This is a genomic window from Azospirillum picis, from assembly GCF_017876115.1.
Lineage (GTDB): Bacteria > Pseudomonadota > Alphaproteobacteria > Azospirillales > Azospirillaceae > Azospirillum > Azospirillum picis.
The window spans coordinates 230,702-251,840 of record NZ_JAGINO010000007.1 but is presented as its reverse complement, the minus strand read 5'-3'; the positions used below and the strand labels follow the sequence as shown (position 1 = coordinate 251,840).

The 21,139-nt window shown below is 70.1% G+C and carries 18 protein-coding genes and 1 pseudogene; 9 read left to right on the top strand and 10 right to left on the bottom strand.

Annotation, left to right across the window (positions count from 1 at the left end; all coding sequences use genetic code 11):
• From J2850_RS12820 to J2850_RS12810, 3 genes and pseudogenes are all read left to right on the top strand, one after another.
• Nucleotides 1–120: pseudogene (locus J2850_RS12820) on the top strand (electron transfer flavoprotein subunit beta/FixA family protein); the annotation flags it as partial.
• Between the two features lie 18 nt (nt 121–138).
• Nucleotides 139–1,083 (top strand): electron transfer flavoprotein subunit alpha/FixB family protein, encoded by a 945-nt coding sequence (locus J2850_RS12815; protein WP_209982157.1) that lies wholly within the window; start codon nt 139–141, stop codon nt 1,081–1,083.
• A 78-nt stretch (nt 1,084–1,161) separates the two neighbouring features.
• Nucleotides 1,162–2,040: a 3-hydroxybutyryl-CoA dehydrogenase gene (locus J2850_RS12810; RefSeq protein WP_209982155.1), complete on the top strand. Its 879-nt coding sequence runs from the start codon at nt 1,162–1,164 to the stop codon at nt 2,038–2,040.
• Nucleotides 2,041–2,147: 107 nt separating this feature from the next.
• Here the strand turns inward: J2850_RS12810 and J2850_RS12805 are convergent, their stop codons facing one another.
• Nucleotides 2,148–4,598, bottom strand: coding sequence for a glucose/quinate/shikimate family membrane-bound PQQ-dependent dehydrogenase (locus J2850_RS12805; RefSeq protein ID WP_209982153.1), 2,451 nt, complete (start codon nt 4,596–4,598; stop codon nt 2,148–2,150).
• Nucleotides 4,599–4,791: 193 nt separating this feature from the next.
• Between J2850_RS12805 and J2850_RS12800 the strand changes: the two genes are divergently transcribed.
• From J2850_RS12800 to J2850_RS12790, 3 genes are all read left to right on the top strand, one after another.
• Nucleotides 4,792–5,301, top strand: coding sequence for a BON domain-containing protein (locus tag J2850_RS12800; protein ID WP_209982152.1), 510 nt, complete (start codon nt 4,792–4,794; stop codon nt 5,299–5,301).
• Between the two features lie 92 nt (nt 5,302–5,393).
• Nucleotides 5,394–5,867 (top strand): GNAT family N-acetyltransferase, encoded by a 474-nt coding sequence (locus J2850_RS12795; protein WP_209982150.1) that lies wholly within the window; start codon nt 5,394–5,396, stop codon nt 5,865–5,867.
• Nucleotides 5,868–6,078: 211 nt separating this feature from the next.
• On the top strand, nt 6,079–6,300 hold the full coding sequence (locus J2850_RS12790) for a hypothetical protein (protein ID WP_209982148.1): 222 nt from the start codon (nt 6,079–6,081) through the stop codon (nt 6,298–6,300).
• A 46-nt stretch (nt 6,301–6,346) separates the two neighbouring features.
• On the opposite strand, the gene J2850_RS12785 is transcribed toward J2850_RS12790, so the two are convergent.
• Nucleotides 6,347–6,649 carry a hypothetical protein gene (locus J2850_RS12785; protein ID WP_246513022.1) on the bottom strand — a complete coding sequence of 101 codons (303 nt, stop codon included), beginning with the start codon at nt 6,647–6,649 and terminating at the stop codon, nt 6,347–6,349.
• Nucleotides 6,650–6,943: 294 nt separating this feature from the next.
• Between J2850_RS12785 and J2850_RS12780 the strand changes: the two genes are divergently transcribed.
• Together J2850_RS12780 and J2850_RS12775 are read left to right on the top strand one after the other, a co-directional pair.
• Nucleotides 6,944–8,194, top strand: a complete 1,251-nt coding sequence (locus tag J2850_RS12780) for an allantoate amidohydrolase (RefSeq protein WP_209982146.1) — start codon at nt 6,944–6,946, stop codon at nt 8,192–8,194.
• Nucleotides 8,191–9,453, top strand: a complete 1,263-nt coding sequence (locus tag J2850_RS12775; RefSeq protein ID WP_209982144.1) for a M20/M25/M40 family metallo-hydrolase — start codon at nt 8,191–8,193, stop codon at nt 9,451–9,453. Before J2850_RS12780 ends, J2850_RS12775 begins: the two co-directional genes overlap by 4 nt.
• A gap of 115 nt (nt 9,454–9,568) precedes the next feature.
• On the opposite strand, the gene J2850_RS12770 is transcribed toward J2850_RS12775, so the two are convergent.
• The 8 genes from J2850_RS12770 to J2850_RS12735 form a co-directional block, all read right to left on the bottom strand.
• Nucleotides 9,569–11,347: an alpha/beta fold hydrolase gene (locus J2850_RS12770; RefSeq protein ID WP_209982142.1), complete on the bottom strand. Its 1,779-nt coding sequence runs from the start codon at nt 11,345–11,347 to the stop codon at nt 9,569–9,571.
• Nucleotides 11,344–13,845: a glycoside hydrolase family 2 protein gene (locus J2850_RS12765; RefSeq protein ID WP_209982140.1), complete on the bottom strand. Its 2,502-nt coding sequence runs from the start codon at nt 13,843–13,845 to the stop codon at nt 11,344–11,346. The genes J2850_RS12770 and J2850_RS12765 overlap by 4 nt, the downstream gene beginning before the upstream one ends.
• 6 nt (nt 13,846–13,851) lie before the next feature.
• Nucleotides 13,852–14,808 carry a DUF1839 family protein gene (locus tag J2850_RS12760; RefSeq protein WP_209982138.1) on the bottom strand — a complete coding sequence of 319 codons (957 nt, stop codon included), beginning with the start codon at nt 14,806–14,808 and terminating at the stop codon, nt 13,852–13,854.
• Between the two features lie 8 nt (nt 14,809–14,816).
• Nucleotides 14,817–15,743, bottom strand: coding sequence for an amino acid--[acyl-carrier-protein] ligase (locus J2850_RS12755; protein WP_209982136.1), 927 nt, complete (start codon nt 15,741–15,743; stop codon nt 14,817–14,819).
• The gene (locus J2850_RS12750; RefSeq protein ID WP_209982134.1) at nt 15,740–16,909 is read right to left on the bottom strand and encodes an acyl-CoA dehydrogenase family protein; all 1,170 of its coding nucleotides are present in this window, start codon (nt 16,907–16,909) and stop codon (nt 15,740–15,742) included. Before J2850_RS12750 ends, J2850_RS12755 begins: the two co-directional genes overlap by 4 nt.
• Nucleotides 16,906–17,250 carry an acyl carrier protein gene (locus tag J2850_RS12745; RefSeq protein WP_281414977.1) on the bottom strand — a complete coding sequence of 115 codons (345 nt, stop codon included), beginning with the start codon at nt 17,248–17,250 and terminating at the stop codon, nt 16,906–16,908. The genes J2850_RS12750 and J2850_RS12745 overlap by 4 nt, the downstream gene beginning before the upstream one ends.
• A 179-nt stretch (nt 17,251–17,429) precedes the next feature.
• The gene (locus J2850_RS12740; RefSeq protein ID WP_209982132.1) at nt 17,430–18,143 is read right to left on the bottom strand and encodes a Crp/Fnr family transcriptional regulator; all 714 of its coding nucleotides are present in this window, start codon (nt 18,141–18,143) and stop codon (nt 17,430–17,432) included.
• A gap of 112 nt (nt 18,144–18,255) precedes the next feature.
• A complete protein-coding gene (locus tag J2850_RS12735; protein ID WP_209982130.1) occupies nt 18,256–19,620 on the bottom strand; it encodes a GH1 family beta-glucosidase in 1,365 nt (454 codons plus the stop codon).
• Nucleotides 19,621–19,873: 253 nt separating this feature from the next.
• Here J2850_RS12735 and J2850_RS12730 point away from each other — a divergent pair, with 253 nt between their 5' ends.
• On the top strand, nt 19,874–21,007 hold the full coding sequence (locus tag J2850_RS12730) for a bifunctional nicotinamide-nucleotide adenylyltransferase/Nudix hydroxylase (protein ID WP_209982129.1): 1,134 nt from the start codon (nt 19,874–19,876) through the stop codon (nt 21,005–21,007).
• Nucleotides 21,008–21,139 lie beyond the last annotated feature (132 nt).

Sequence of the window (21,139 nt, the reverse complement as noted above, 5' to 3'; positions counted from 1 at the left end):
GTCACCCCGCGCCTGAAGACGCTGAAGGTCGCCGAGCCGCCCAAGCGCCAGGCCGGCATCAAGGTGCCAGACGTCGCCACCCTGGTCGACAAGCTCAAGACCGAAGCCCGCGTGATCTGAGGGGGATGATCTAAGACCATGGCCAACATTCTCGTCATCGCGGACCACGACAACGCGTCGCTGAAGCCCGCCACCCTGCACGCCGTCACCGCCGCCGGCAAGATCGGCGGCGACATCCATGTCCTGGTCGCCGGCAAGGGTGCGCAGGCCGCCGCCGAGGCCGCCGCCAAGGTGGCGGGCGTGTCGAAGGTGCTGCTGGCCGACGACGCCGCCTACGAGCACCAGTTGCCGGAGGACGTCGCCCCGCTGGTGGTCGCCACTGCCAAGAACGGTTACGGCCATGTCCTGGCCGGCGCCACCTCGGTGGGCAAGAACCTGCTGCCGCGCGTCGCGGCGCTGCTGGACGTCGCCGCCATCTCCGACATCACCGCGGTGGTGTCGGCGGACAGCTTCGAGCGGCCGATCTACGCCGGCAACGCCATCGCCACCGTGCAGTCGCCGGATGCGGTGAAGGTCGTCACCGTCCGCACCACCGCCTTCGAGGCGGCCGCCGCCGAGGGCGGCTCGGCGTCGGTGGAGAGCGTGTCCGGCGCCGGCGCCGCCGGCCTGTCGAGCTTCGTCTCGGCGGAGCTGACCAAGTCGGAGCGCCCTGAACTGACCGCCGCGCGCGTCGTGGTGTCCGGCGGCCGCGGCATGCAGTCGGGCGAGAACTTCCCGCTGCTGGAGGCGCTGGCCGACAAGCTGGGCGCCGCGGTGGGCGCCAGCCGCGCCGCGGTCGACGCGGGATTCGTGCCGAACGATTACCAGGTCGGGCAAACCGGCAAGATCGTGGCGCCGGAGCTGTACATCGCCGTCGGCATCTCGGGTGCCATCCAGCACCTCGCCGGCATGAAGGACAGCAAGGTCATCGTCGCGATCAACAAGGATGAGGAAGCGCCCATCTTCCAGGTCGCCGATTACGGCCTCGTCGCGGACCTGTTCAAGGCCGTGCCGGAGCTGACGGCCGAACTGGACAAGCGCTGATCCGGGCGGCCGCGGGGCCCGGCATGTGCCTGGCCCCGCGGCAGACCCTCCACCCACATCCTTCGCGGGGCACCGCCCATGACCACGATCAAGAAGATAGGCATCATCGGTGCCGGCCAGATGGGCAGCGGCATCGCCCAGGTCTGCGCCCAGGCCGGCTATGACGTCTCCCTGTCCGACATCAGCGACGCGGTCCTGGAAAAGGCCGTCGGAGCCATCTCCCGGAACTTCGACCGGCAGATCCAGAAGGGCAAGCTGGCGGAGACCGAGAAGACCGCGGCGCTCGCCCGCATCGCCACCGGCACCGACCAGTCGATGTTCGGCGACTGCGATCTGGTGATCGAGGCCGCGACCGAGAACGAGGCGCTGAAGCGCGACCTGCTGAAGAAGCTGGTCCCGCACCTGAAGCCTGAAGCACTGATCGCGACCAATACCTCGTCGATCTCGATCACCCGCCTCGCGGCGGCGACCGACCGACCGGCCAAGTTCATGGGCATGCACTTCATGAACCCGGTGCCGGTGATGCAGCTCGTCGAGCTGATCCGCGGCATCGCCACCGACGAGCCGACCTTCAACGCGATCAAGGAGCTGACGCTCGCGATCAGCAAGATCCCGGCGGTGGCGGAGGACTTCCCGGCCTTCATCGTCAACCGCATCCTGCTGCCGATGATCAACGAGGCGGTCTATACCCTGTACGAGGGCGTGGGTGGCGTCGAGGCCATCGACACCGCGCTGAAGCTGGGCGCCAACCACCCGATGGGTCCGCTGGAACTGGCCGACTTCATCGGCCTGGACACCTGTCTGGCGGTCATGCAGGTGCTCTACGAAGGGCTCGCCGACAGCAAGTACCGCCCCTGCCCGCTGCTGGTGAAGTATGTCGAGGCCGGCTGGATCGGCAAGAAGTACGGCCGCGGCTTCTACGACTACTCGCAGACCCCGCCGGTGCCGACGCGATAAGGTGAGGGAGTGTTGCAGAAAGGGCCGCCCCGGCATCGGGGCGGCCCTTTTTTCGTGGAAGCGACCGGGCATGGGGTGGGAGGTGGGGTGGGAGGTGAAGGCCGCCCCTATTTCGGCAGCGCGTAGGCGATCACCGAGTCCCCGGCTGCGGTGCCGAGCGAGCCGTGGCCGCCGGCGACCACCACCACATACTGGCGGCCGTCGTCGCCCTGGTAGGTCATCGGGGTGGCCTGCCCGCCGGCCGGCAGGCGGCTTTCCCAAAGCTGGCGGCCGTTGCCGACGTCGTAGGCCCGGACATAATAGTCGATGGTGCCCGACAGGAAGGCGACGCCGCCCGCCGTGACGATCGGGCCGCCGAGATTGGGAACGCCCATGCGGAAGGGCAGCGGGACCGGTGCGGCGTCCCGGGTGGTGCCGTTCTTGTGCTTCCAGACGACCTTGCCGGTCGTCAGGTCGGCCCCGGCGACATAGCCCCAGGGCGGTGCCTGGCAGGGAAGGCCGAGCACCGAGACGAAGGGGGCCAGCTTCACCGCATAGGGCGCGCCGAAATTCTCGTTCAGCGCCGGCAGGCTGAATTCCGGCCGCTCGCTGCCCTGGACATAAAGGTCGGTGTCGTTCTGGCGCGGGACCAGTTGCGAGACGAAGGCGAGATAGGCCGGCGTGGTGAAGGCGATCTGCCGCTGCGGATCGACGGCGATGCCGCCCCAGTTGAACACGCCGAAATTGCCGGGGTAGATCAGCGAGCCCTGGAGCGACGGCGGGGTGAAGCGCCCGTCGTAGCGCAGCCGCTTCAGCGCGATGCGGCAGGCGAGCTGGTCGAACATCGTCGCCCCCCACATGTCGGCACCTGTCAGCGGCGGCGGGTCGTAGGACAGGGCGGAGACCGGCTGGGTCGGTGCGGTGTGGTCGCCCTCGACCGCCCCCTGCGGCGCTGGCCTCTCGGTCACCGGCAGCACCGGTTGGCCGGTCCGGCGGTCGAGCACGAACAGCTCGCCCTGCTTGGTCGGCTGCACCAGTGCCGGCACGGCCTGGCCGTTCACCGTCAGGTCGATCAGGCTCGGCTGCGCCGGCACGTCATAGTCCCACAGGTCGTGGTGCACCGTCTGGAAGACCCAGCGCACCGCGCCCGTCCGCAGGTCCAGCGCCACCACCGAGGAGGAGAAACGCTCCACGGCCGGGCTGCGGTGGCCGCCCCACTGGTCGGGCGGCTGGTTGCCGAGCGGCACATAGACCATGCCCAGTTGCTCGTCCACGCTGGAGATCGACCAGCTATTGGGCGAGTTGACGGTGTAGGTCTGGCCGCCGGCGATCGGGGCGGTCTGGTCGGGGTTGCCTGAGTCCCAGTTCCACACCAGGGCACCGGTGTCGACGTCGAAGGCGCGGATGACGCCCGACTGCTCCTTGGTCGACACATTGTCGAGCACGGTACCGCCGACGATGATCAGGCTTGCCGTGACCACCGGCGGCGAGGTCGAGTAGTAGGCGCCGGGCCGGACGTTGGGCATGTTGGCCCACAGGCTGATCTGCCCGTCCTGGCCGAAGCCGGCGCAGGGCGACCCGTCTTCCGGGTTCAGCGCGACCAGACGGCCATCGGCGGTCGGCATGAACAGCTTGGCCGCGCAGGCCCCCGCCGGCCCGGCGGTGGAGGTGGCGGCCGGGTGGTAGGACAGGCCACGGCAGGTCAGGTGCTGCAGCGCCAGTTGCTTGGGATCGATCTGCAGGTCGCGGCGCCAGACCTGCTTGCCGGTGGTGGCGTCGAGCGCGATCACCTGTTGGTGCGGGGAGCAGAGATACAGCCGGTTGCCGATCTTCAGCGGCGTCACCTCGAAGGTGGTCTCCTTGGGATCCCCCGGCCGGCCGCGCAGGTCGCCGGTGTCGTAGGTCCAGGCGACCTGCAGCCGGTCGGCATTCTGCGGGGTGATGCCGGTCAGCGGCGAGTAGCGCTGGCCGTAGCCGGTGCGGCCGTAGGCCTGCCACTCCCCGTCCGGGACCTGCGCCCCGGCGGCGCTGCCGGTCGCAGCCCCACTGGTCGTCCCATTGGCTGCCGAGGCGGTCTGCGGCGGTGGCGGGAAGCTGCCCTCGATGCGGTGGGGATCGGTGAACCAGGAGGCGACGCCGACCAGCAGGACGATCGCCAGCGAGGCCGTCAGCGGGATGCCGGCACCACGGAACGCACCGACGGAATAGGCGCCCGGCGCCCTGACGCCAGCCATCGGCCGGCGATCGCCCAGCCGGCGGGTCACCCAGGGCAGCAGCAGCAGGAAGCCGACGACCGCGATCACATCGCCGCGCGCCGCCAATGGCCACCAGTCGAGTCCGGCCTCCCACAGCGCCCACACCAGCGTGCCGATCACCAGCAGCGCATAGGCCCACAGGGCCGCAGGCGACCGTTTCGCCAGCAGGACCGCCGTCACCAGCAGGAGAAGGCCGGCGACGGCGTAGTACCAGGACCCGCCCAGCACGGCCAGCCACAGGCCGCCGCCGCCGGCCGCAAGGCCCAGGACCGCCAGCAGGATCACCATCGCCCAGAGGGCGGCGCTTCGCTCCGTATGTCTCATGACAAGCCCTCGGCCACGCGGGTTTTTCAAGACGAACACCGCCGGGCGGCCAAGGTTGCGACGGTTGCGGGGTGCAGCCGGGAAGCGTCGTGCAGGTCTGCACTTCCGTTGAAGGACCGGAACGGCGGCAGGCGCCTTTTGTTGAGTGCTCGATGAGTGACTTGCAAAAACGGAGCAGAAACGGAGGCCGCCCATGCACCGCCACCCCTGGAGTGACGCATTCGTCGCCATGAGCCCGCAACCGCGCTATCGCGGCGTCGGGCCGCGCAACTACAAGCGTTCCGACGAGCGAATCCTGGAAGACATCAACGAGCGCCTGACCGACGACCACCACCTCGACGCATCGGACATCGGCGTGAAGGTGGAGAACGGCGAGGTGACCCTGTCCGGCAGCGTCGCCGACCGTGGATCGAAACGCCGGGCCGAGGACATCGCCGAAAGCGTCTCGGGCGTCGGCCATGTGCAGAACGACCTGCGGGTCGGCAGTTCGCGCACCATGACCGGCGTCGGCGAGCGGGTGGAGCCCGCGGCGCCACAAGGCGAAGGCAGCGTGACCGGTCCCGGCGCCCCGGCGCGCGACGCGATGGTCGCGGCACTCGACAACAGTTCCATGGTTCTCGGCAAGCAGCCGCTCCCGGAAGACGACACCCTCCGCCGCACCGGTGAACCGGCGGCGGCGGACGGCGGCTCCCGGCTCCGCTGAGGGCCGCGTGAGCCCGGCGGTCGCCGACGGCCGCCGGGCTCACGCCACGCGGGCTGTTGTTGCGGATCCGGAAAGTTGCTACCCGTGGAGGCATGACCAACGCGTCGAAGACCCACGGCGATGGTGTGCGTCCCTATGCCGAACCGGATCGAAACGGCTGTCTGGCCGTGTTCGACGGCAACATGCCACGCTTCTTCTCGGCGGCCGAACGGCCGGACTTCGCCCGTTTCCTGGCGCGGCATGCCCTGGACTGGTCCTATCTCGTGCTGGAGCGAGGTGGCCGTATCGCCGCCTGCGGCGGCATCGTCCTGGAGAATGACGGCACGACCGCCGGCCTCTGCTGGGGCATGGTCGACCGGGCGCTTCATGGAACCGGCCTCGGCACCACCTTGACCGAGGCGCGGTTGCGTTCGGCCGCCGCCATCCCCGGGGTGACACGGGTGAAGCTCGACACCAGCCAGCACACGCATGGCTTCTACAGGCGTTTCGGCTTCCGGACCGTGGCGGTCGCCGAGGACGGGTATGGACCGGGGCTGGACCGCTACGACATGCTTCTGCATCTCTGACCGCCCACCGTAGACGCAGCCATCGGCCCCGTGATCCGCAGTCGGGGCACCGATGCCGGCCGCCGCCCCTCCTGCACCGGGTGCGCTGCTGCCCTGCGCCGGCATCCCAAACGCCTGACAGGGTGCTTAACCCTCGGTTAACCGGACGGGACCATTGTCCCGCGACCAATCAAGTCCCCCCACGTCCTTCCGGAACCGAGCACCCGCCATCATGGCCAACAAGACCATCAAGCTTTCGGACAGCAACGGCAACCGCGGCACCTACCGCGACGTCGCCCTGGAGCAACTGCCGCGCAACGTCCGCGCCGCGGTCACCGACCTGTCGGCCAAGAACCCGGTCGCCGACATCCTGGTCGACCAGGCCGGCATGCTGTACCGCATCCACCTGTCGGCGCCCGCCAACATGTATGTGGACGTGCTGTCCGTCGCCTGACGCGGCACCGACATCTCAGCGATGCCGACAGGGGCAATTGCAGTGGCTACTGCAGTTGCCCCTCGTCGTTTCGACCCTCAAGCCGCCTCAACGCACTGTCGAGCAGACGGGGCGGCACCATCGCGACCGCGCCGTCACGCACCGCGCGGACATCCTCGGCGTCCAGGCCGGTCACCGCGGCAAGCTGCCGGTCGTCCAGTTCCCGCTCTTCCGCCATCAGGGTGATCCAGCCCGCCAGCGTGCGCGCCTGCGCCAACTCCGTCCGGCTGTTGAACCACAGACGCCCACCGGCCGCCCTCCCGACCGGCGTCGCGTTCTCAAAAGACGGATCCGGCTTGACCGGCGCCATGGCCACCCCTCCCCTCGCAGTTATTTCGCATGCGCAGCATGATTTTTTGCGTCTGCGCACCAGTTGCTTGAGTATATTTAAGAAATTCGGGGCTCTGTTCCAGAGGGTAGCGATCACTATTGTCAACACGCCGGATTTCTCAACGCATGATTTTGCGCGCTGCGGCAGGGACTGCCGCCACGCTTCGGTTCCGGATTCTTTGAAACTGTCTTCGCCAGCAGGTGCTAGGGCTCGGCCGGCGGTTGGGCCTATAAACGGAGCGTTTCCCATTCCCAGCAGCCACCGGAATCGCCGATGCCCGCTTCCCTGCTGACCGGACCGGCCCTTCTCGACCGCATCGACGCACTGGCGGCGATCAGCGCCGAGGAGGGGCGGCTGTCGCGCCTCTACCTGACGCCGGAGCACCGGCGCGCCAACGACCTCGTCGGGCAGTGGATGCGCGAGGCGGGGATGAGCGTGCGGGAGGATGCGGTCGGCAACGTCATCGGCCGCTACGAGGGCGAGCGGCCGGGGCTGCCGGCGCTGCTGATCGGCTCCCACCTCGACACCGTACGCGACGCCGGGCGCTACGACGGGATGCTGGGGGTGCTGACCGGCATTGCTGTGGTGGCCGACCTGCATGCCCGCGGCCGTCGCCTGTCCCATGCGGTCGAGGTGATCGGCTTTGGGGACGAGGAGGGCACGCGCTTCCAGTCGACCCTGATAGGCAGCCGCGCCATCGCCGGCACCTTCGATCCGGCGGTGCTGGAGGCGCGCGACGGCGACGGCCTGCGGCTGGCCGACGCGATGGCGCGGTTCGGGCTCGACCCGGCCGGCTGGACCGCTGCCGCCTACCGCCGCGAAGAGGTGCTGGCCTATGCCGAGCTTCACATCGAGCAGGGACCGGTGCTGGAGGCGCTGGGGCGACCCGTGGGCGTGGTCAGCGCGATTGCCGGTGCCACCCGCCTGGCGGTGACGGTCGACGGCATGGCCGGCCATGCCGGCACGGTGCCGATGACCCTGCGCCGCGACGCCCTGGCGGCGGCGGCCGACATGATCCTGGCGGTGGAGGAGCTGTGCTCCGGCCAGGATCGGCTGGTCGGCACGGTTGGCCGGATCGAGGCGTCTCCGGGCGCCACCAACGTCATCCCCGGCCGGGTCCGCTTCACCATCGACCTGCGCGCCGACCGCGATCCGCTACGGCTGGAACGGGTCGCGGCGGTCCGTACCCGCCTGGAGGCGATCGCCGACGCCCGCGGTGTGTCCGTCGCCTTCGAGACCCTGCACGAAAGCCCGGCGGTCGCCTGCCACCCGGCGCTGATGGCCCAGTTCGCCGCCGCCGCGGCCGCCGAGGGGCTGGACGCGCCCGAACTGCCGAGCGGTGCCGGCCATGACGCCATGGCGGTTGCGGCGCTCACCGATGTCGCCATGCTGTTCGTGCGCTGCGAGCGCGGCATCTCGCACAACCCGGCCGAACGCATCACCGCCGCGGATGCCGAGGCCGGCGCCCGCGTGCTCGCCCGCTTCGTCGAACGCTTCCAGCCCCCAACGGACCGCCTGCCATGACCGACCTGTCCCCCGCCCTCGCCATCCGCCTCGAAGAGGCGGTGAGCGCCCGCTTCGACGAGGAGACCCGCTTCCTGGCGGAGCTGGTGAAGGTCCCGTCCGACAACCCACCCGGCGACTGCGCTCCCCACGCCGCCCGTGCCGCCGACCTGCTGGAGGCGATGGGCTTCACGGTGGAGCGCCATCCGGTCCCGGCCGAGCTGGTGCATGCCAACGGCATGGCCAGCGCCACCAACCTGGTCGTCCGCCACCGCTTCGGCGACGGGCCGGTGGTGGCGATGAACGCCCACGGCGACGTGGTCCCGCCGGGCGAAGGCTGGTCGAGCGATCCCTATGGCGCCGAGATCCGCGACGGCGTGATGTATGGCCGCGGCGTCGCCGTATCGAAGTCCGATTTCGCCACCTATGCCTTCGCGCTGCGGGCGCTGATGGCGGCCGGCGCCCCGCTGAAGGGCACGGTCGAGCTGCACCTGACCTACGACGAGGAGGCCGGCGGCGAAATCGGCCCGAAATGGCTGCTGGAGCAGGGGATTTCCAGGCCCGACTATGCGGTGTCGGCCAGCTTCGCCTATTCGGTGGTGACGGCGCACAACGGCTGCCTGCACCTGGAGGTGCAGGTCGACGGCAAGTCCGCCCATGCCGCCCGCCCCGACACCGGCCATGACGCGCTGGAGGCGGCGACCGGAATCCTTGCAGCACTCTACGCCCATCGCCCGGCCTTGGCCGAACGCCGGTCCTCGGTGCCCGGCATCACCAGCCCGTCGCTGACCGTCGGGTTGATCCAGGGCGGCATCAACACCAACGTCGTCCCCGACCGCGTCACCTTCCGCCTCGACCGCCGCATGATCCCGGAAGAGACCCCGGCGGAGGTCGAAGCCGAGCTGCGTGCGTTGATCGGGCAGGCTGCCGCCGGCCGCGACGGCATCCGGGTGACGGTGCGCCGCATCCTGCTGGCCCGCCCCTTCCGTTCGGTCGGCGACGCGCCGCGTCTGGCCGGACTGTTCGCCCGCCATGCCGAAGCGGTGCTGGGCCGGCCGGTCGGCCAGAACGGCATCCCGCTCTACACCGACGCCCGCCACTATTCGGAAGCCGGCATCCCCACCATCCTCTACGGGGCCGGTCCCCGCGACCTGCTGGAGGCCAACGGCCACCGCGCCGACGAGAAGCTGGTGCTTGAGGACCTGCGCCAGGCGACGCTGGTTGTGGCGAGAGCGCTCGCGGAGCTGTTGACCGCGGGGGAGGAGGGCGATCACCCATAGGCGCTGACATCGGCAAGTCGGCCCCCTCCCAGCCTCCCCCGCGATCGGACCGACCTTCGGTCGGCCGAGAGCGGGGGAGGCTGGGAGGGGGTTAATGTCAGCGCTTATGGGGCGCTCATCCCACCCGCTCTCCGGTCGGCAGATCGACGTCCCAGTCGGGCAGGCCGGAGGCCTCACTCCCGACCGTGGCCGGACAGTCCAAGAGGGCGAGATGCCGGTCGATCAGCAGGTTGAGCCGGTCACGGGCCTCCCACACGGTAAGGCTATGGTCGGAGCGGTCGAGATAGGCCACCTCGATCCCCGGCAATCCGTGCAGCGCCCGTCCGCCCTCGCCGAGATGCAGGTAGAATTCGGCCAGCGTCATGTCGCCGCTGCTGTAGACCACCAGCACCCGCCGCCCCTCCGCCGACAGCCGCCGGAAGATGCGCAGGGCATGCCGGGTCAGGCCGGTACGGATCAGCACCTTGCGGAACAGGCGGGCTGCCAGGCGTTGGGCGAGACCGGTCAGGCGGGCGGGCTTGCGCAGGGTGGCGCGCAGTCGGGCGGGCTTCAGCGCCTCCAGCAGATATTCGGTGGCGGAGCGGTGGGCCACCGTCCGCATCAGCTCCGACACGGCGATGCCGGCCCCAAGCTCGAACCGGCCTGGGTTGAGGAGGACCTGGCCGACCACCCGGTCGTCGCCCAGGCCGGCATGCAGCGTCGGCGTACCGCCCGCGCACAGCCCGATGACGACGATCCGCTCGTGTCCCTGCTCTTCCAGCCAGTTCAGCGCGGACCGGATGTCGGTCATCACCTCCTTGTTGTAGAGGAGGTTGTCGGGAAGGCCGGACCGGTCCGGGCTGTCGCCGATGCCGGCGGCATCGATGCGCAGCGAACAATAGCCGCGCGCCGCCAACCGCCGCGCCTGCACCACGGTGGCCCGGCCGGAGCCGACGTGATGCGTAGCACCGCTGTTCAGGAACAGGATGGCCGGCCGGCTGCCGGCGGGATCGGCGATCACCGGCGTGCAGTAGATGCCGAACAGTTCGGGCGTCGAGCCGAAGAAGATCGGGCGCTCGACCGCCGTGGTGGTCATCAGCCCGGCCGGCCGCACCGGCGGCGGGGTGGCGCCCTCCGCGACAGCACCGTCGGCAGCCCAACGCAGGACCGGCTCGAAGACCGCCGAAGCGCGGGCGCGCTGGGGTTGCTGGACCATCTCCAGCATGCCGCTGATGCTGACCGTCTCCACCGCGGCGCCCATCGAGCGCCAGCGTGCGGCCAGCTTCAGCGAGCTTTTCGCTTCCGGCCGGTCGGCGATCAGGATGCGCCGGGCGGGAAGGGACGGTGCGTCGCAGGGGTTCATGCCACCCAGCGCCAGCGCCGTCTCCGGGGTCAGCGGCATGCCGATGACGTTCAGCCAGGAGGCACGTTCCGGCGGCTCCGGGTTGCAGACCGGGCGCAGCACCATGGTCGCCAGCGTCTGCAGTTCACGCACCGCACGGCGCCCCGAGGTGATCGGCGACAGCAGCGCCAATCCATCGACACCCTGCCCTTCCTCCGCCAGCTCCAGCGCCGCCGCGGTCGCGAGCAGCGATCCCATGCGGTAGCCGACCAGGATCAGCTCGGTGACGCCGGTGTCCTCGCGCAGCCGGCGCGCCGCCGCCTTGACGCCGTCCAGCCAGGCGCGCAGCCGGTTGGGCTCGCTGTCCTCGCCGGCCGAGTCCCCCGACCCCGGATAGTCGAAGCGCAAGGTCGGCAGCCCGGCGGCCGCCAGGGTTTCGGCGAAGGTCTTCCAGGCACGATGGACGCACAGCTCCTCGTGGCCGTAGGGCCCGCACAGCACGACGCCGCGCAACCCGTGCGCCGGGTGCAGCCAACCGAAACATCCCTCGAACACCACCGGTGTCGGCTTCATACATTCCCCCTGTAGCGGACGGGTACCAGCGCGTTCAACGCATGGACCTCGCCGTCGGGCGGCCCTGCGGCCTCCGCCCCCCCATTCGTCGCCCCCGCCCCGCCGCGCGGCAGCAGGCGGACCATCCGTTCGATCCCCGGCGCAAGGTGGAACCAGCCGTCCTCGGCGAGGAACCGCTCGTCCTCCACATGCACCGAGCAGGCGAACCGGCCGGTGGCGAGCCTCAGAACCCAGTCCGCACCCTGGCGCTCGACCACAGCCGTCAGGCCGAGATCGCTGCGCGGCAGCGCGCGTCCCTTGGGGAAATAATGAGTCTCGTCGATCGGTTCCCCTACCCTTTCGGCTGAGAGCAATTGGGCGGTCACCACCTCGTGCGGGAGGGGACCGAAACGGTAGGCGTAGGTTGTGTCGAAAAAGCGGTCGGACAGCGCTGCGGCCGGCAGGACGACGGCACCACGTGCCGGCAGCGTCACCGGCCGCTCGGCCCGCAGCACCGGCACGGCGCCGTCACGCCAGGCGGTCAGCCGCAGCAGCGCCTCGACCGGCCGGGCACCGTCGTTGACCAGATGGACGGCGAGCCCGTTCACCCCCTCGTCCGTCAGGATCACCCGCAGCGGCCGGAAGGCGCGCTTCAGGGCGTACCAGGCCGGCTTGGGCGTGCCGTCGGCGGCGACCACCCCCCAGCCGGCTCCCGGAAGGATATCGTTCCACTGCCAGACCAGCCCGCCGCCGCACCGGGAGCCGGCACGGCGCCATTCGTCGAACACCGCCTGCATCACCTCGCCGGTCACCGCGCGCGACAGCCGTCCGTAGCGGTCCGGATCCTCGTAGCGCAGCCGGCGCGGGTCGACACCGTAGAGATCCTCCAGGTAATGCTCGCGCACGTCCTCGAAGTCCCAGGAGGCGCCGGGATCGCGCGGCACCCGCTCCTTCCAGCGCGGATGGTGGAACGCCGGCACGCCGGGCGCCCCGTCCTCGGGCAGGTTGGCGAAGGCGAGGCATTCGCTGGCGAAGCGCACATCGGCCCGCCGCGCATCGTCCAGCTTCCGCATGTAGGCGCCGACCCCGTAGTAATGGGTGACGCCGGCATTGGCGATGAAGGGCAGCGCCCCTCCGCTGGGGGAGTTCGGCACCCGGATCACGTCGGGCCGGCGCGCCGACGCCTCCTCCTCCAGCACGGCGGTCAGTGCCGGCTGCGTCCAGGAGGCGCGCGGCAGGCCGAGCATGGCCGCCTGCTGCTCCATCTCGCTGCCACCGCACAGCACCGCCAGCGACGGCGACGCCTGGGTGCGGTCGAGAAGCTGGGCGATCTCCGCCCGGACGCTGTCCAGGAAGGCGGGGTCCGTGGGGTAGTCGAAGTTGGCGAACATCGCATCCTGCCAGACCAGGATGCCCAGCTCGTCGCACAGCTCAAAGAAGGCGTCGCCCTCGTAGAGCATGGTGCCGCCGACGCGGACCATGTTGGCACCGGCGTCGCGCATCCGGCGCAGTGCCGGCTCGTAGGCCGCGCGGTCGGCCGCCAAGCCGATCAGGTCGACCGGCACCCAGCAACCGCCGCGGCAGAAGACGCGTTCGCCATTCACCAGCAACGTGAAGCCGTCGCCATCCGGGCCGCGGTCGACGGCCAGCGAGCGGAAACCGGTGCTGCCGAGATCGATCGCGGTGCCACCGATACGGGCGGTCACCGGATGCAGCACCGGGTCGCCATGGGTGTGCGGCCACCAGGGCTCCACCCCCGGCAGCTCCAGGTCGGCACGGAAGCCGCCGACGCCGTCGAAGACCAGCGGTGCCGTCCGCCCGGCCACCTCGACTTCGCCCGGCAGGCCCGCCGACGCCCCGTCGACCGTCAGGCGCAACGACAGGTGGCCGTCCCGGCCGTCGTAGCTGCTGCGCAGGTCGGCGGCGATCACCCGGAGCGGACCGGCCTCCTCAACCATCTCGACCGGCCGGAAGGGACCGACGGCGTGGACCGGCGGACACCAGCCGGGCATGTGCCCGAGCAGCGTGGTGCGGACGAGCCGCAGCGCCGCGGGCTCGGCGAGCTTCGGCCGCCAGCGGGCGCGGGACCTCCTCCCGGCCCCCTGCCTCGCCGCGCCCTCGCGCTCCGCCAGGGCCGGGTGCAGGGCGCGGAACAGGATGGACAGTTCTGCCTCGCCCTTCAGAGTCACCGGCACCTCGTGGGCGAGATACATGCTGTCGGAGGTCAGGATCGGTTCCCCGTCCAGCCGCACCTCGGCGAGGGTGGCGAGGCCATGGAAGCGCAGGATGCGCGGGCCATGGCCGTACAGACGCGTGCGGTAGAGGATGTCCTTGTCGTGCAGGGCCGTTTCAGACGGGAACGACGCGGCATCCAGCGACCACAGCCCGGCAGCCTCCAGCGCCCGGGCGGCGGTGCCCGGCACGGCGGCAGGCACGGCCTCGCCGTTCGGCAGAGTCAGGCTCCAGCCCTCCGCCAGGGCCGTGACCGTCCGTCCGCTGACCGATCGCAGTCGCGCCATCGCCCCTCACCCGTAGCGGCGGGCAAGGGCGCCCAGCACGGTGTCGTAGCCGCGCTCCAGCCGGTCGAAGCTCTCCGTCAGATCGGGCGCCTTGCGGCGGGCGACGGTGCGGGCGAGCTGGAACTGCATCGCCTTGGCCCCCTCGGCGATCGACCGGCAGGCCTCCACCGCCTCGACCGGGCCGTCGAGCCAGCCGACATGCGCGCCCAGCAGCTCGAAATTGGCGCCGAGCTGGCGCAGGACGTTGAAGGCGTAGAGGTGGAAATACTCCATCGGCCGCGACAGCAGCCGGTCGAGATGCTCGGGAAACGCCTCCCGCCAGGCGGTGACGGGGTTGCCCGCCGGCCGCCGTGCCAGGTGCCGCCGCATCAGATCCAACGAAGCGCCGACCAGCGCCCGACCGCCCAGCGGCGGCGCTCCCGCCTTCACGAACTCGACGTAGGGGAAAAGCGGTCCCGCCGCCGCAGCGGCCACACCCTGGTAGTCGGCCCCGTCCAGCCGATAGAAGCCGGCATTGTGGAAATAGTCCATGTGGCCGGCGGCGGGATCGATGCGGACGATCCCGACCGTGGTCTTGACATGGGTTGTGCCATAGGAGGTGCCGCGGGTGTCGGGCAGATGGAACCCGTCGACCTCCACCAGCACCAGCCCGCCGTCGCGGCCACGCCCCAACTGCTCGGCGACGTGGGCCTCGACGCTGTCGTAGATCGCCAGTTCCTGCACGCGCAGGCCGTAGAGCGTCTCCAGATCCTCCAGCGGCACCTTGAAGAAGGTGAACTGGTCGCCTTCGAAGTCCTGGGTGACGGTGAAGCCCAGCATCGCCAGCGGGTCGAGCCCGCGGGCATGCAGCGCCTCGATCCACAGGTCGACGTAACAGTTGGTTTCCGGCCAGATGCGCTCTCCCCGGTGCAGGGCATGGCGCTCGTAGCCGCCGGGGCCGTCGGGCTGGTGCGGCGTCCACATGATACCGCTCAGCCCCAGAGCAGCTTGCGCACCGAGGCCGGCCAGGCCGCCGGGTCGAAGCCGTGATGGCGGAACAGCGCCAGCGCCACGCGCTCCATGCCGAAGCCGACGCAGGCGGTGTGGGCCACGGCGCCGTCGGCGCTGCGGATGTCCCACAGGTGGCCGAAATGGTCCTGGTGGTAGTTGAAGCTGAGGCAGGCGGTCGGCTTCTCGGTGCTGGTGATCGGGATCAGCAGCTCGAACTTCAGCTTCTGCTCGCGTTGGCTGTTCGACAGCATGGCGCCGGCACGGCCGAAGAAGGGGTCGTTGGCGACGTCGACGTCGAGCGGCACCTCGAGCGAGGCCATCATCTCGCGCCCGCGCTCCAGCCACAGTTCGCGGAACTCGACCACCTGGTCCGGCGTGCCGATGCGGATGTACTCGCGCATGCGGAAAAGCTGCATGCGGGCCGGATCGATCGACGGCTCGTGGCGGAAGCAGTAGGAGAAGACGTCGATCAGCTTGCCGTCTTCCGGCAGCGGGCCCCGCTGGGCGATCGTCGGGTAGACCGGGTAGCAGGCGGCCGGGGTCATGACGACGTCGGTCGCCACCTGCTCCTCGGTCCAGTCCTGCCCCTCCTCCAGCCGGCGCAGCAGCGTGCGGTGTGCCTTCTCGTCGCCGGCGAAGCTGTGGATGGTGCCGGCCAGATGGGGAAAGCTCTTCAGGTACTCGCTTTCCTCGAAATACTGGCGGTTGAGGGCCGGTGGGAAGCGCATCACCTCCGCCCCGTCCTTGCCGCCCCAGCGGGTGACCAGCGCGTCGAAGCGCTCGACCACATCCTCGAAGACGCCGCTCCGGCCATACAGGCCGTCGACACCGGTGGGGATCAGAAGGCCAGCGCGCACCAGTTCGTCGCGATAGGCCGCTTGCGCCGTGGCTGCGTCGATCATGTTCATTCGAATGGCCCCGATCCGTCCCGCTGGACGAGAAGCTGAGTGGCGGTGTGCGACATGATGCGGTCGTTGCCGATCATGAGGGCGGCTGAATGGGCGTCGCGCAGGTGGCGGCCCATGCTGTAGGGGGTATCGTTGCGGTAGCCGGCGAGGCCGGTGGTCCGCATCGCCGCCTCGACGATCTCGCGCGCCAGCTCCGACGAGGTGACCTTCAGCGTGCCCATCGCGGTGGCGAAGGACAGGCCGGTCAGCAGCTCCGGCGACCCGCAGGCCAGCTCGTACTGGCGGATGGCGGTCAGGATGGTCGCCTTCATCTGCTGGAGCTTGGCGGTCGCCTCGGCCAGCCGGAGGGCGGAGGACGGGGTGGTGCCCGGCTTGCGCTTGGCCTCGGCGCGGACGAAGGCGCGGGCGCGGCTGACGGCGTCGGCGGCGATGCCGAGCCAGGTGCTGCTCCACAGGATGTGGGTCACCGGCAGCATGGTCTGGGCCGACAGGTCGGCGTAGGGCAGCGGCAGGATCTGCCCGGCGACGCCGGCCGCCTCCAGGCGGTAGCCGTCGGAGCAGGTGCCCCGCATGCCGAGCGCGTCCCAGCGCGTCGTCTTCTCCAGCCGGTAGTCGTCCCTGGTCACCACCACCAGCACCTGGTCCGACGACGGGGCGTCGGGATTGCGGCGCGCGGTGACCAGGATCACGTCCGACTGGTCGCCGTAGGAGATGACCGAGGCGTTCTTGGCCAGCGTAAAGCGGTCGCCCTCGGCCCGCACCGCGCAGACGCTGTTGCGGATGTCGCCGCCGGTCTCGGCCTCCGTCGTCGCCGAGCCGAGCAGGAGCTGCTCGGCGGCGATGCGCGACATCAGGTCGCGCTGCCAGCCGGCCTTCCCGTGGTTCACCAGGCAGGCCACCTGGATCTGGTGCATGGCGTAGATCATGCCGGTGGCGGAGCAGCCCCGCGCCAGCGCGTGGCAGGCTGCCGCCACCTCGAACAGCGAGGCGCCGGCCCCCCCGAGATCCGCCGGCACCATGACGCCCAGCAAGCCCTGCTCGCGGAGTGCCGCGAACGCCTCCTCCGGGAAGCGGCTGTTGCGGTCGACGTCGTCGGCATGGCGTGCCGCGATCTCGGCCCCGACGGCGCGTGCCCGCGCAGCGAGACCGGCCGGCGCCGCGCTCACGCCTCTCCCCCGTCGAGCAGGCCGCAGACGGCGTTGCGGATGGCGGCGATGCTCTCGAAGGTGCGGCGGTTCAGCAGCTTTTCCGGGAACTCGACGTCGAACTGCTCCTCCAGCCCCAGCATCAGGCCGACGCAGCCATGGGAGGTGAGGCCGGCGGCATAGAGGTCGTCGTCGACGGCCAGCGTACCGGCGTCGACCGCCAGTCCGCCGCACTCCGCCAGGACGGAGCGGATGCCGCTGATCATCTCGTCATCGGCCCCACCGGATGCGGAGCGGGCCAGACCGCCGGCGGGCGAGCCGTCGATAGAGGAAGTGAAGGGCTGGCTGACATCCTGCGGCATTTCGAAACCCCTTGGAAACCCGATATTCCCAAGCTAGCCACGCCACCCCGGGGCTTCCACTCGGCATCGGTATGGGCGCACCGCTATCCTTGAGATACCGCGCACACCGGTGGGAGTAACCACGCAGGCAAGCCTCTCCAAAGGATCAAAGCCACCCTCTGCCGATCCTTGGGGGTGTCCTATGGCCCCTCGGCCAAAGCGCGCAACGCCGCCACATCGCAGCGGAAACGGTTGGGCCGCAGCTCCGTCAGCAGGTCCTGGCGCTTCAATTCGGCCACGACGCGGCTGGCCGTCTCCGTGGTGATGCCCAGCACCGCGCCGACATCCTCGCGGCCGAAGAAGTCGCACTCCTCCCGCCCGTCCGCCAGGGTCAGGATCAGCCGCGCCACCCGCGCCCTGGCGCTGCCGGTCCCCAGCTCCACCAGGAACGCGTCGGCGCGCTCCACCGCCCGATGCCAGCGGCGCATCAACTGCTGATGCAGGTGCTGGGTTTCGTCCGACAGCCGTTGGATCACCGCACGCGGGATGCGGCAGGTCAGAACCGGGTGGATGGCGACGGCGGTGTGGCGGTAGGGTTCGCCCAACGCGGCTTCCAGCCCGGCGGTGTCGCCCGGCCGCAAAAGGCGGACGATGCGCTGGCCGCCCGTCGGCAGGTACTGCACCAGCTTCACCAGCCCGCTGCGGACGGTGTAGAGGGCCGACGGCTCGTCACCGACGTGATAGAGGGCGGCGCCCGGCGCCACGGTGAACTCGTCGATCGGCAGGTGGATCAGGCCGAAATCGGCCTCGGTCAGGTCGGCGAACAGCGCCGTCTCGCGGATGCCGCATCCCCGGCAGTTGGCGAGGCCCCGCCAGGCCGCGGTGGCGCCGGTCTTCTTGACGGTCATGTCCATGGCGGTGCGGCTACGGCGGTGCAGTGGATGCCAAAGGCGGCGGTGGCGCAGTTTGGCAGCTTTTCCGCCGCGTTCCAAGCGAGGGAGGATCGGCCCCGGTGCCCGGACGGGCTCAAAGCTGCCCGGTCCGCACGACCTCGGCCAGATAGCGGTAGCTGTCCTTCGGCGTGCGCTTGAGCGTGTCGTAATCGACGCGGACGATGCCGAACCGCTTGGACAGGCCCTCGGCCCACGCGAAATTGTCGAGCAGGCTCCAGCACAGGTATCCCTTGACGTTGCAGCCGTCGGCCAGCGCCCGGGCCACGGATTCCAGGTGCTCGTGAAGGAACAGCACGCGGTCGGCATCGTGGATCTGGCCGTCCGGCGTCACCACGTCGTCGCAGGCGCAGCCGTTCTCGGTGATCATGACGGCCGGGTTGCCGTAGCCGGTGCGCAGCTCCGTCAGCAGGTCGCAGAGTCCCTCCGGCTGGACGGGCCAGCCCATGTCGGTCCTGCGGCGGCAGCGCGGGTCGCCCCAGCCGGCGTCGAAGGGCCGGCCGGCCTCCCGCCTGATCGTCATGCGGGAATAGTAGTTGACGCCCAGAAGGTCGACCGGATGACGGATCGCCTCCTCGTCGCCGGGCAGGATGAAGCCGGCCATCGCCTCTGCGAGCGCATCCGGGATCCGGCCGCGCATCAGCCCGTCGAGCGCCACCCGGTTCCATACCGCATCCCAGCGCGCGGCGGCGGCGGCATCCTCCGGCCGGTCGCTGTCGGCGACCACGGGCTGGAGGTTCAGCACGGTGCCGAGCGTCAGGCCGGCGTGCTCCGCCGCGACGGCGCGCAGGGCCGCGCCCTGGGCGAGGTTCTGGTGATGGAGAGCCCGCAGAATTCCCTGTTCGCCCAGCCGGAGGCCGGGCGCATGCTCGCCGAGGCCGTAGCCGTACAGGGCGACGACGTTCGGCTCGTTCAGCATCATCCAGTCCCTGACCCGGTCGGCCAGCCGGGCGGCGACGATGCGGGCGTAGTCCGCGAAGGGACCGACGATCCCGCGCCCCTGCCAGCCGCCGGCATCCTCCAGCGGCTGCGGCAGGTCCCAGTGATGGAGGCAGGCGATCGGCGTGATGCCGGCCTCCAGCAGCGCATCGACCAGCCGGTCGTAGAAATCGAGGCCGCGGCCTTCGACCGCCCCGGCACCGGCGGGCAGGATGCGCGGCCAGGCGATGGAGAAGCGGTAGCTGTCGAAGCCGGCCGCCGCCATCAGCGCGATGTCTTCGGGATAGCGGTGGTAATGGTCGCAGGCGACCGAGGCGCTGCTCCCGTCCAGGATGCGCCCCCGGGCGGTGAAGCCGTCCCAGATGCAGCGGCCCCGGCCGTCGGCGTCCAGCGCCCCCTCGATCTGGTAGGCGGAGGTCGAGCTGCCCCAGCGGAAATCCGGCGGGAAGACCAGGGGCCTTGCGTCGTCGGCCAGGGACACGGGCTGGCTGAAGCTGTCCATCGGGTCTTCCTCACCACGGAGCAAGGCGGCGGCTTCCTCTCCGCCAAGCATGCCGCAGCCGGAGGCCTCCTGTCATGGAACAAGTTCCGGGCCATGACAAGCACAGCGTGTGGAGACGCCGCGCGTGCAAGGAATGCGAACGCATTGCCCCGAAAGGATGGGGAATGGGGGCTTGAGAAATGCCGGACGCGACCGTATTGTCTTCCTGCCGCGGATAGACCGCGGCATTCATTCAGCAAGGAGCTTGCTGAGCATGACGTCCAGCACCGACACCGGACACGGGTCCGGCACCCTGTCCTTGGCGAAGAGGACCGCAGCATCCGGCGCGCACGGCGCCCCGACCTGCGATTTCATGGTCTTCGTCGGCCGCTTCCGCCCCTTCCATCTCGGCCATCTGACGGTGATGCAGCGAGCCCTCTCGCTCGGAAAGCATCTCATCGTCCTGGTCGGATCGTCGCGTCAGGCGCGCAGCCACCGCAACCCCTTCCGCTTCGAGGAGGTCCGCGCCTGCATATTGGGCGCCTTCCCGCCGGAGGAGTGCGGACGCATCACGGTCCTTCCCCTCATCGACCGCTACAACGACCTGGAATGGATCCGCGACGTCCAGGCGGCCGTGCATGGCGTCGTCGTGCAGCACCACCGGCCCGCCGACGGCTCGGCGCCCGTGGTCCGCCTGATCGGCCATTCCAAGGACCACAGCAGCTACTACCTGCGCATGTTCCCGCAGTGGGGCGCGGTGGAATGCGGGAACTGCCAGGGGATCTCGGCGACACCCATCCGCGACGCCTATTTCGCCGACGCCGACGCGGCATTGGTGGAGTGGAGAGAGGCGCTGCCCGCCAACGTCGCCGCCTTCATGGCGGAATTCGCGCGCACCGATGAATACAGGCGGCTGGCGGAGGAAAGCGGGTATATCGCCAAATACAGGGCGGGATGGGCCAAGGCGCCCTATCCCCCGACCTTCCTCACCGCGGACGCCGTGGTCGTCCTGTCCGGCCACGTCCTGCTGGTCGAGCGCCGGGGCCTGCCCGGCCGCGGCCTGCTGGCCCTGCCCGGCGGCTTCGTCGGCCAGCACGAGCGGATCAAGGACGCCATGATCCGGGAATTGCGGGAGGAGACGAAGCTCAAGGTCCCCGCGGGATTCCTCGAAGGCAGCATCCGCGCCAGCCAGATCTTCGACCATCCCTACCGCTCGTCGCGCGGGCGCACGGTCACCCAGGCTTTCCTCATCCAGCTCAAGGCGACCGAGGAGGGCTTCCCCAAGGTCCGCGGCGGCGACGACGCCAAGTCGGCGCGCTGGATGCCAATCGCGGAGATCGACCCCGAGCATATGTTCGAAGACCATTTCCACATCATCCAAACAATGATCGCACAGTCCAACAATTAACCGCGACACCGGACCGCTGCGTTTATTGGCCGTTTACATGATCGTCTTCGCGTACTAGCATGCCAACCAAGCCCGCCGGACAGACCGGCGGCATTCGGCAAAGGAGCTTTGCCATGTGCATCACCCGCTTCT

Excerpts from the sequence above, each read along its gene's own strand:
- J2850_RS12815 (WP_209982157.1), top strand. The coding sequence starts at position 139 with ATGGCCAACATTCTCGTCATCGCGGACCACGACAACGCGTCGCTGAAG.
- J2850_RS12810 (WP_209982155.1), top strand. The coding sequence starts at position 1,162 with ATGACCACGATCAAGAAGATAGGCATCATCGGTGCCGGCCAGATGGGC.
- J2850_RS12805 (WP_209982153.1), bottom strand. The coding sequence starts at position 4,598 with ATGAGACATACGGAGCGAAGCGCCGCCCTCTGGGCGATGGTGATCCTG.
- J2850_RS12800 (WP_209982152.1), top strand. The coding sequence starts at position 4,792 with ATGCACCGCCACCCCTGGAGTGACGCATTCGTCGCCATGAGCCCGCAA.
- J2850_RS12795 (WP_209982150.1), top strand. The coding sequence starts at position 5,394 with ATGACCAACGCGTCGAAGACCCACGGCGATGGTGTGCGTCCCTATGCC.
- J2850_RS12790 (WP_209982148.1), top strand. The coding sequence starts at position 6,079 with ATGGCCAACAAGACCATCAAGCTTTCGGACAGCAACGGCAACCGCGGC.
- J2850_RS12785 (WP_246513022.1), bottom strand. The coding sequence starts at position 6,649 with ATGGCGCCGGTCAAGCCGGATCCGTCTTTTGAGAACGCGACGCCGGTC.
- J2850_RS12780 (WP_209982146.1), top strand. The coding sequence starts at position 6,944 with ATGCCCGCTTCCCTGCTGACCGGACCGGCCCTTCTCGACCGCATCGAC.
- J2850_RS12775 (WP_209982144.1), top strand. The coding sequence starts at position 8,191 with ATGACCGACCTGTCCCCCGCCCTCGCCATCCGCCTCGAAGAGGCGGTG.
- J2850_RS12770 (WP_209982142.1), bottom strand. The coding sequence starts at position 11,347 with ATGAAGCCGACACCGGTGGTGTTCGAGGGATGTTTCGGTTGGCTGCAC.
- J2850_RS12765 (WP_209982140.1), bottom strand. The coding sequence starts at position 13,845 with ATGGCGCGACTGCGATCGGTCAGCGGACGGACGGTCACGGCCCTGGCG.
- J2850_RS12760 (WP_209982138.1), bottom strand. The coding sequence starts at position 14,808 with ATGTGGACGCCGCACCAGCCCGACGGCCCCGGCGGCTACGAGCGCCAT.
- J2850_RS12755 (WP_209982136.1), bottom strand. The coding sequence starts at position 15,743 with ATGAACATGATCGACGCAGCCACGGCGCAAGCGGCCTATCGCGACGAA.
- J2850_RS12745 (WP_281414977.1), bottom strand. The coding sequence starts at position 17,250 with ATGCCGCAGGATGTCAGCCAGCCCTTCACTTCCTCTATCGACGGCTCG.
- J2850_RS12740 (WP_209982132.1), bottom strand. The coding sequence starts at position 18,143 with ATGGACATGACCGTCAAGAAGACCGGCGCCACCGCGGCCTGGCGGGGC.
- J2850_RS12735 (WP_209982130.1), bottom strand. The coding sequence starts at position 19,620 with ATGGACAGCTTCAGCCAGCCCGTGTCCCTGGCCGACGACGCAAGGCCC.
- J2850_RS12730 (WP_209982129.1), top strand. The coding sequence starts at position 19,874 with ATGACGTCCAGCACCGACACCGGACACGGGTCCGGCACCCTGTCCTTG.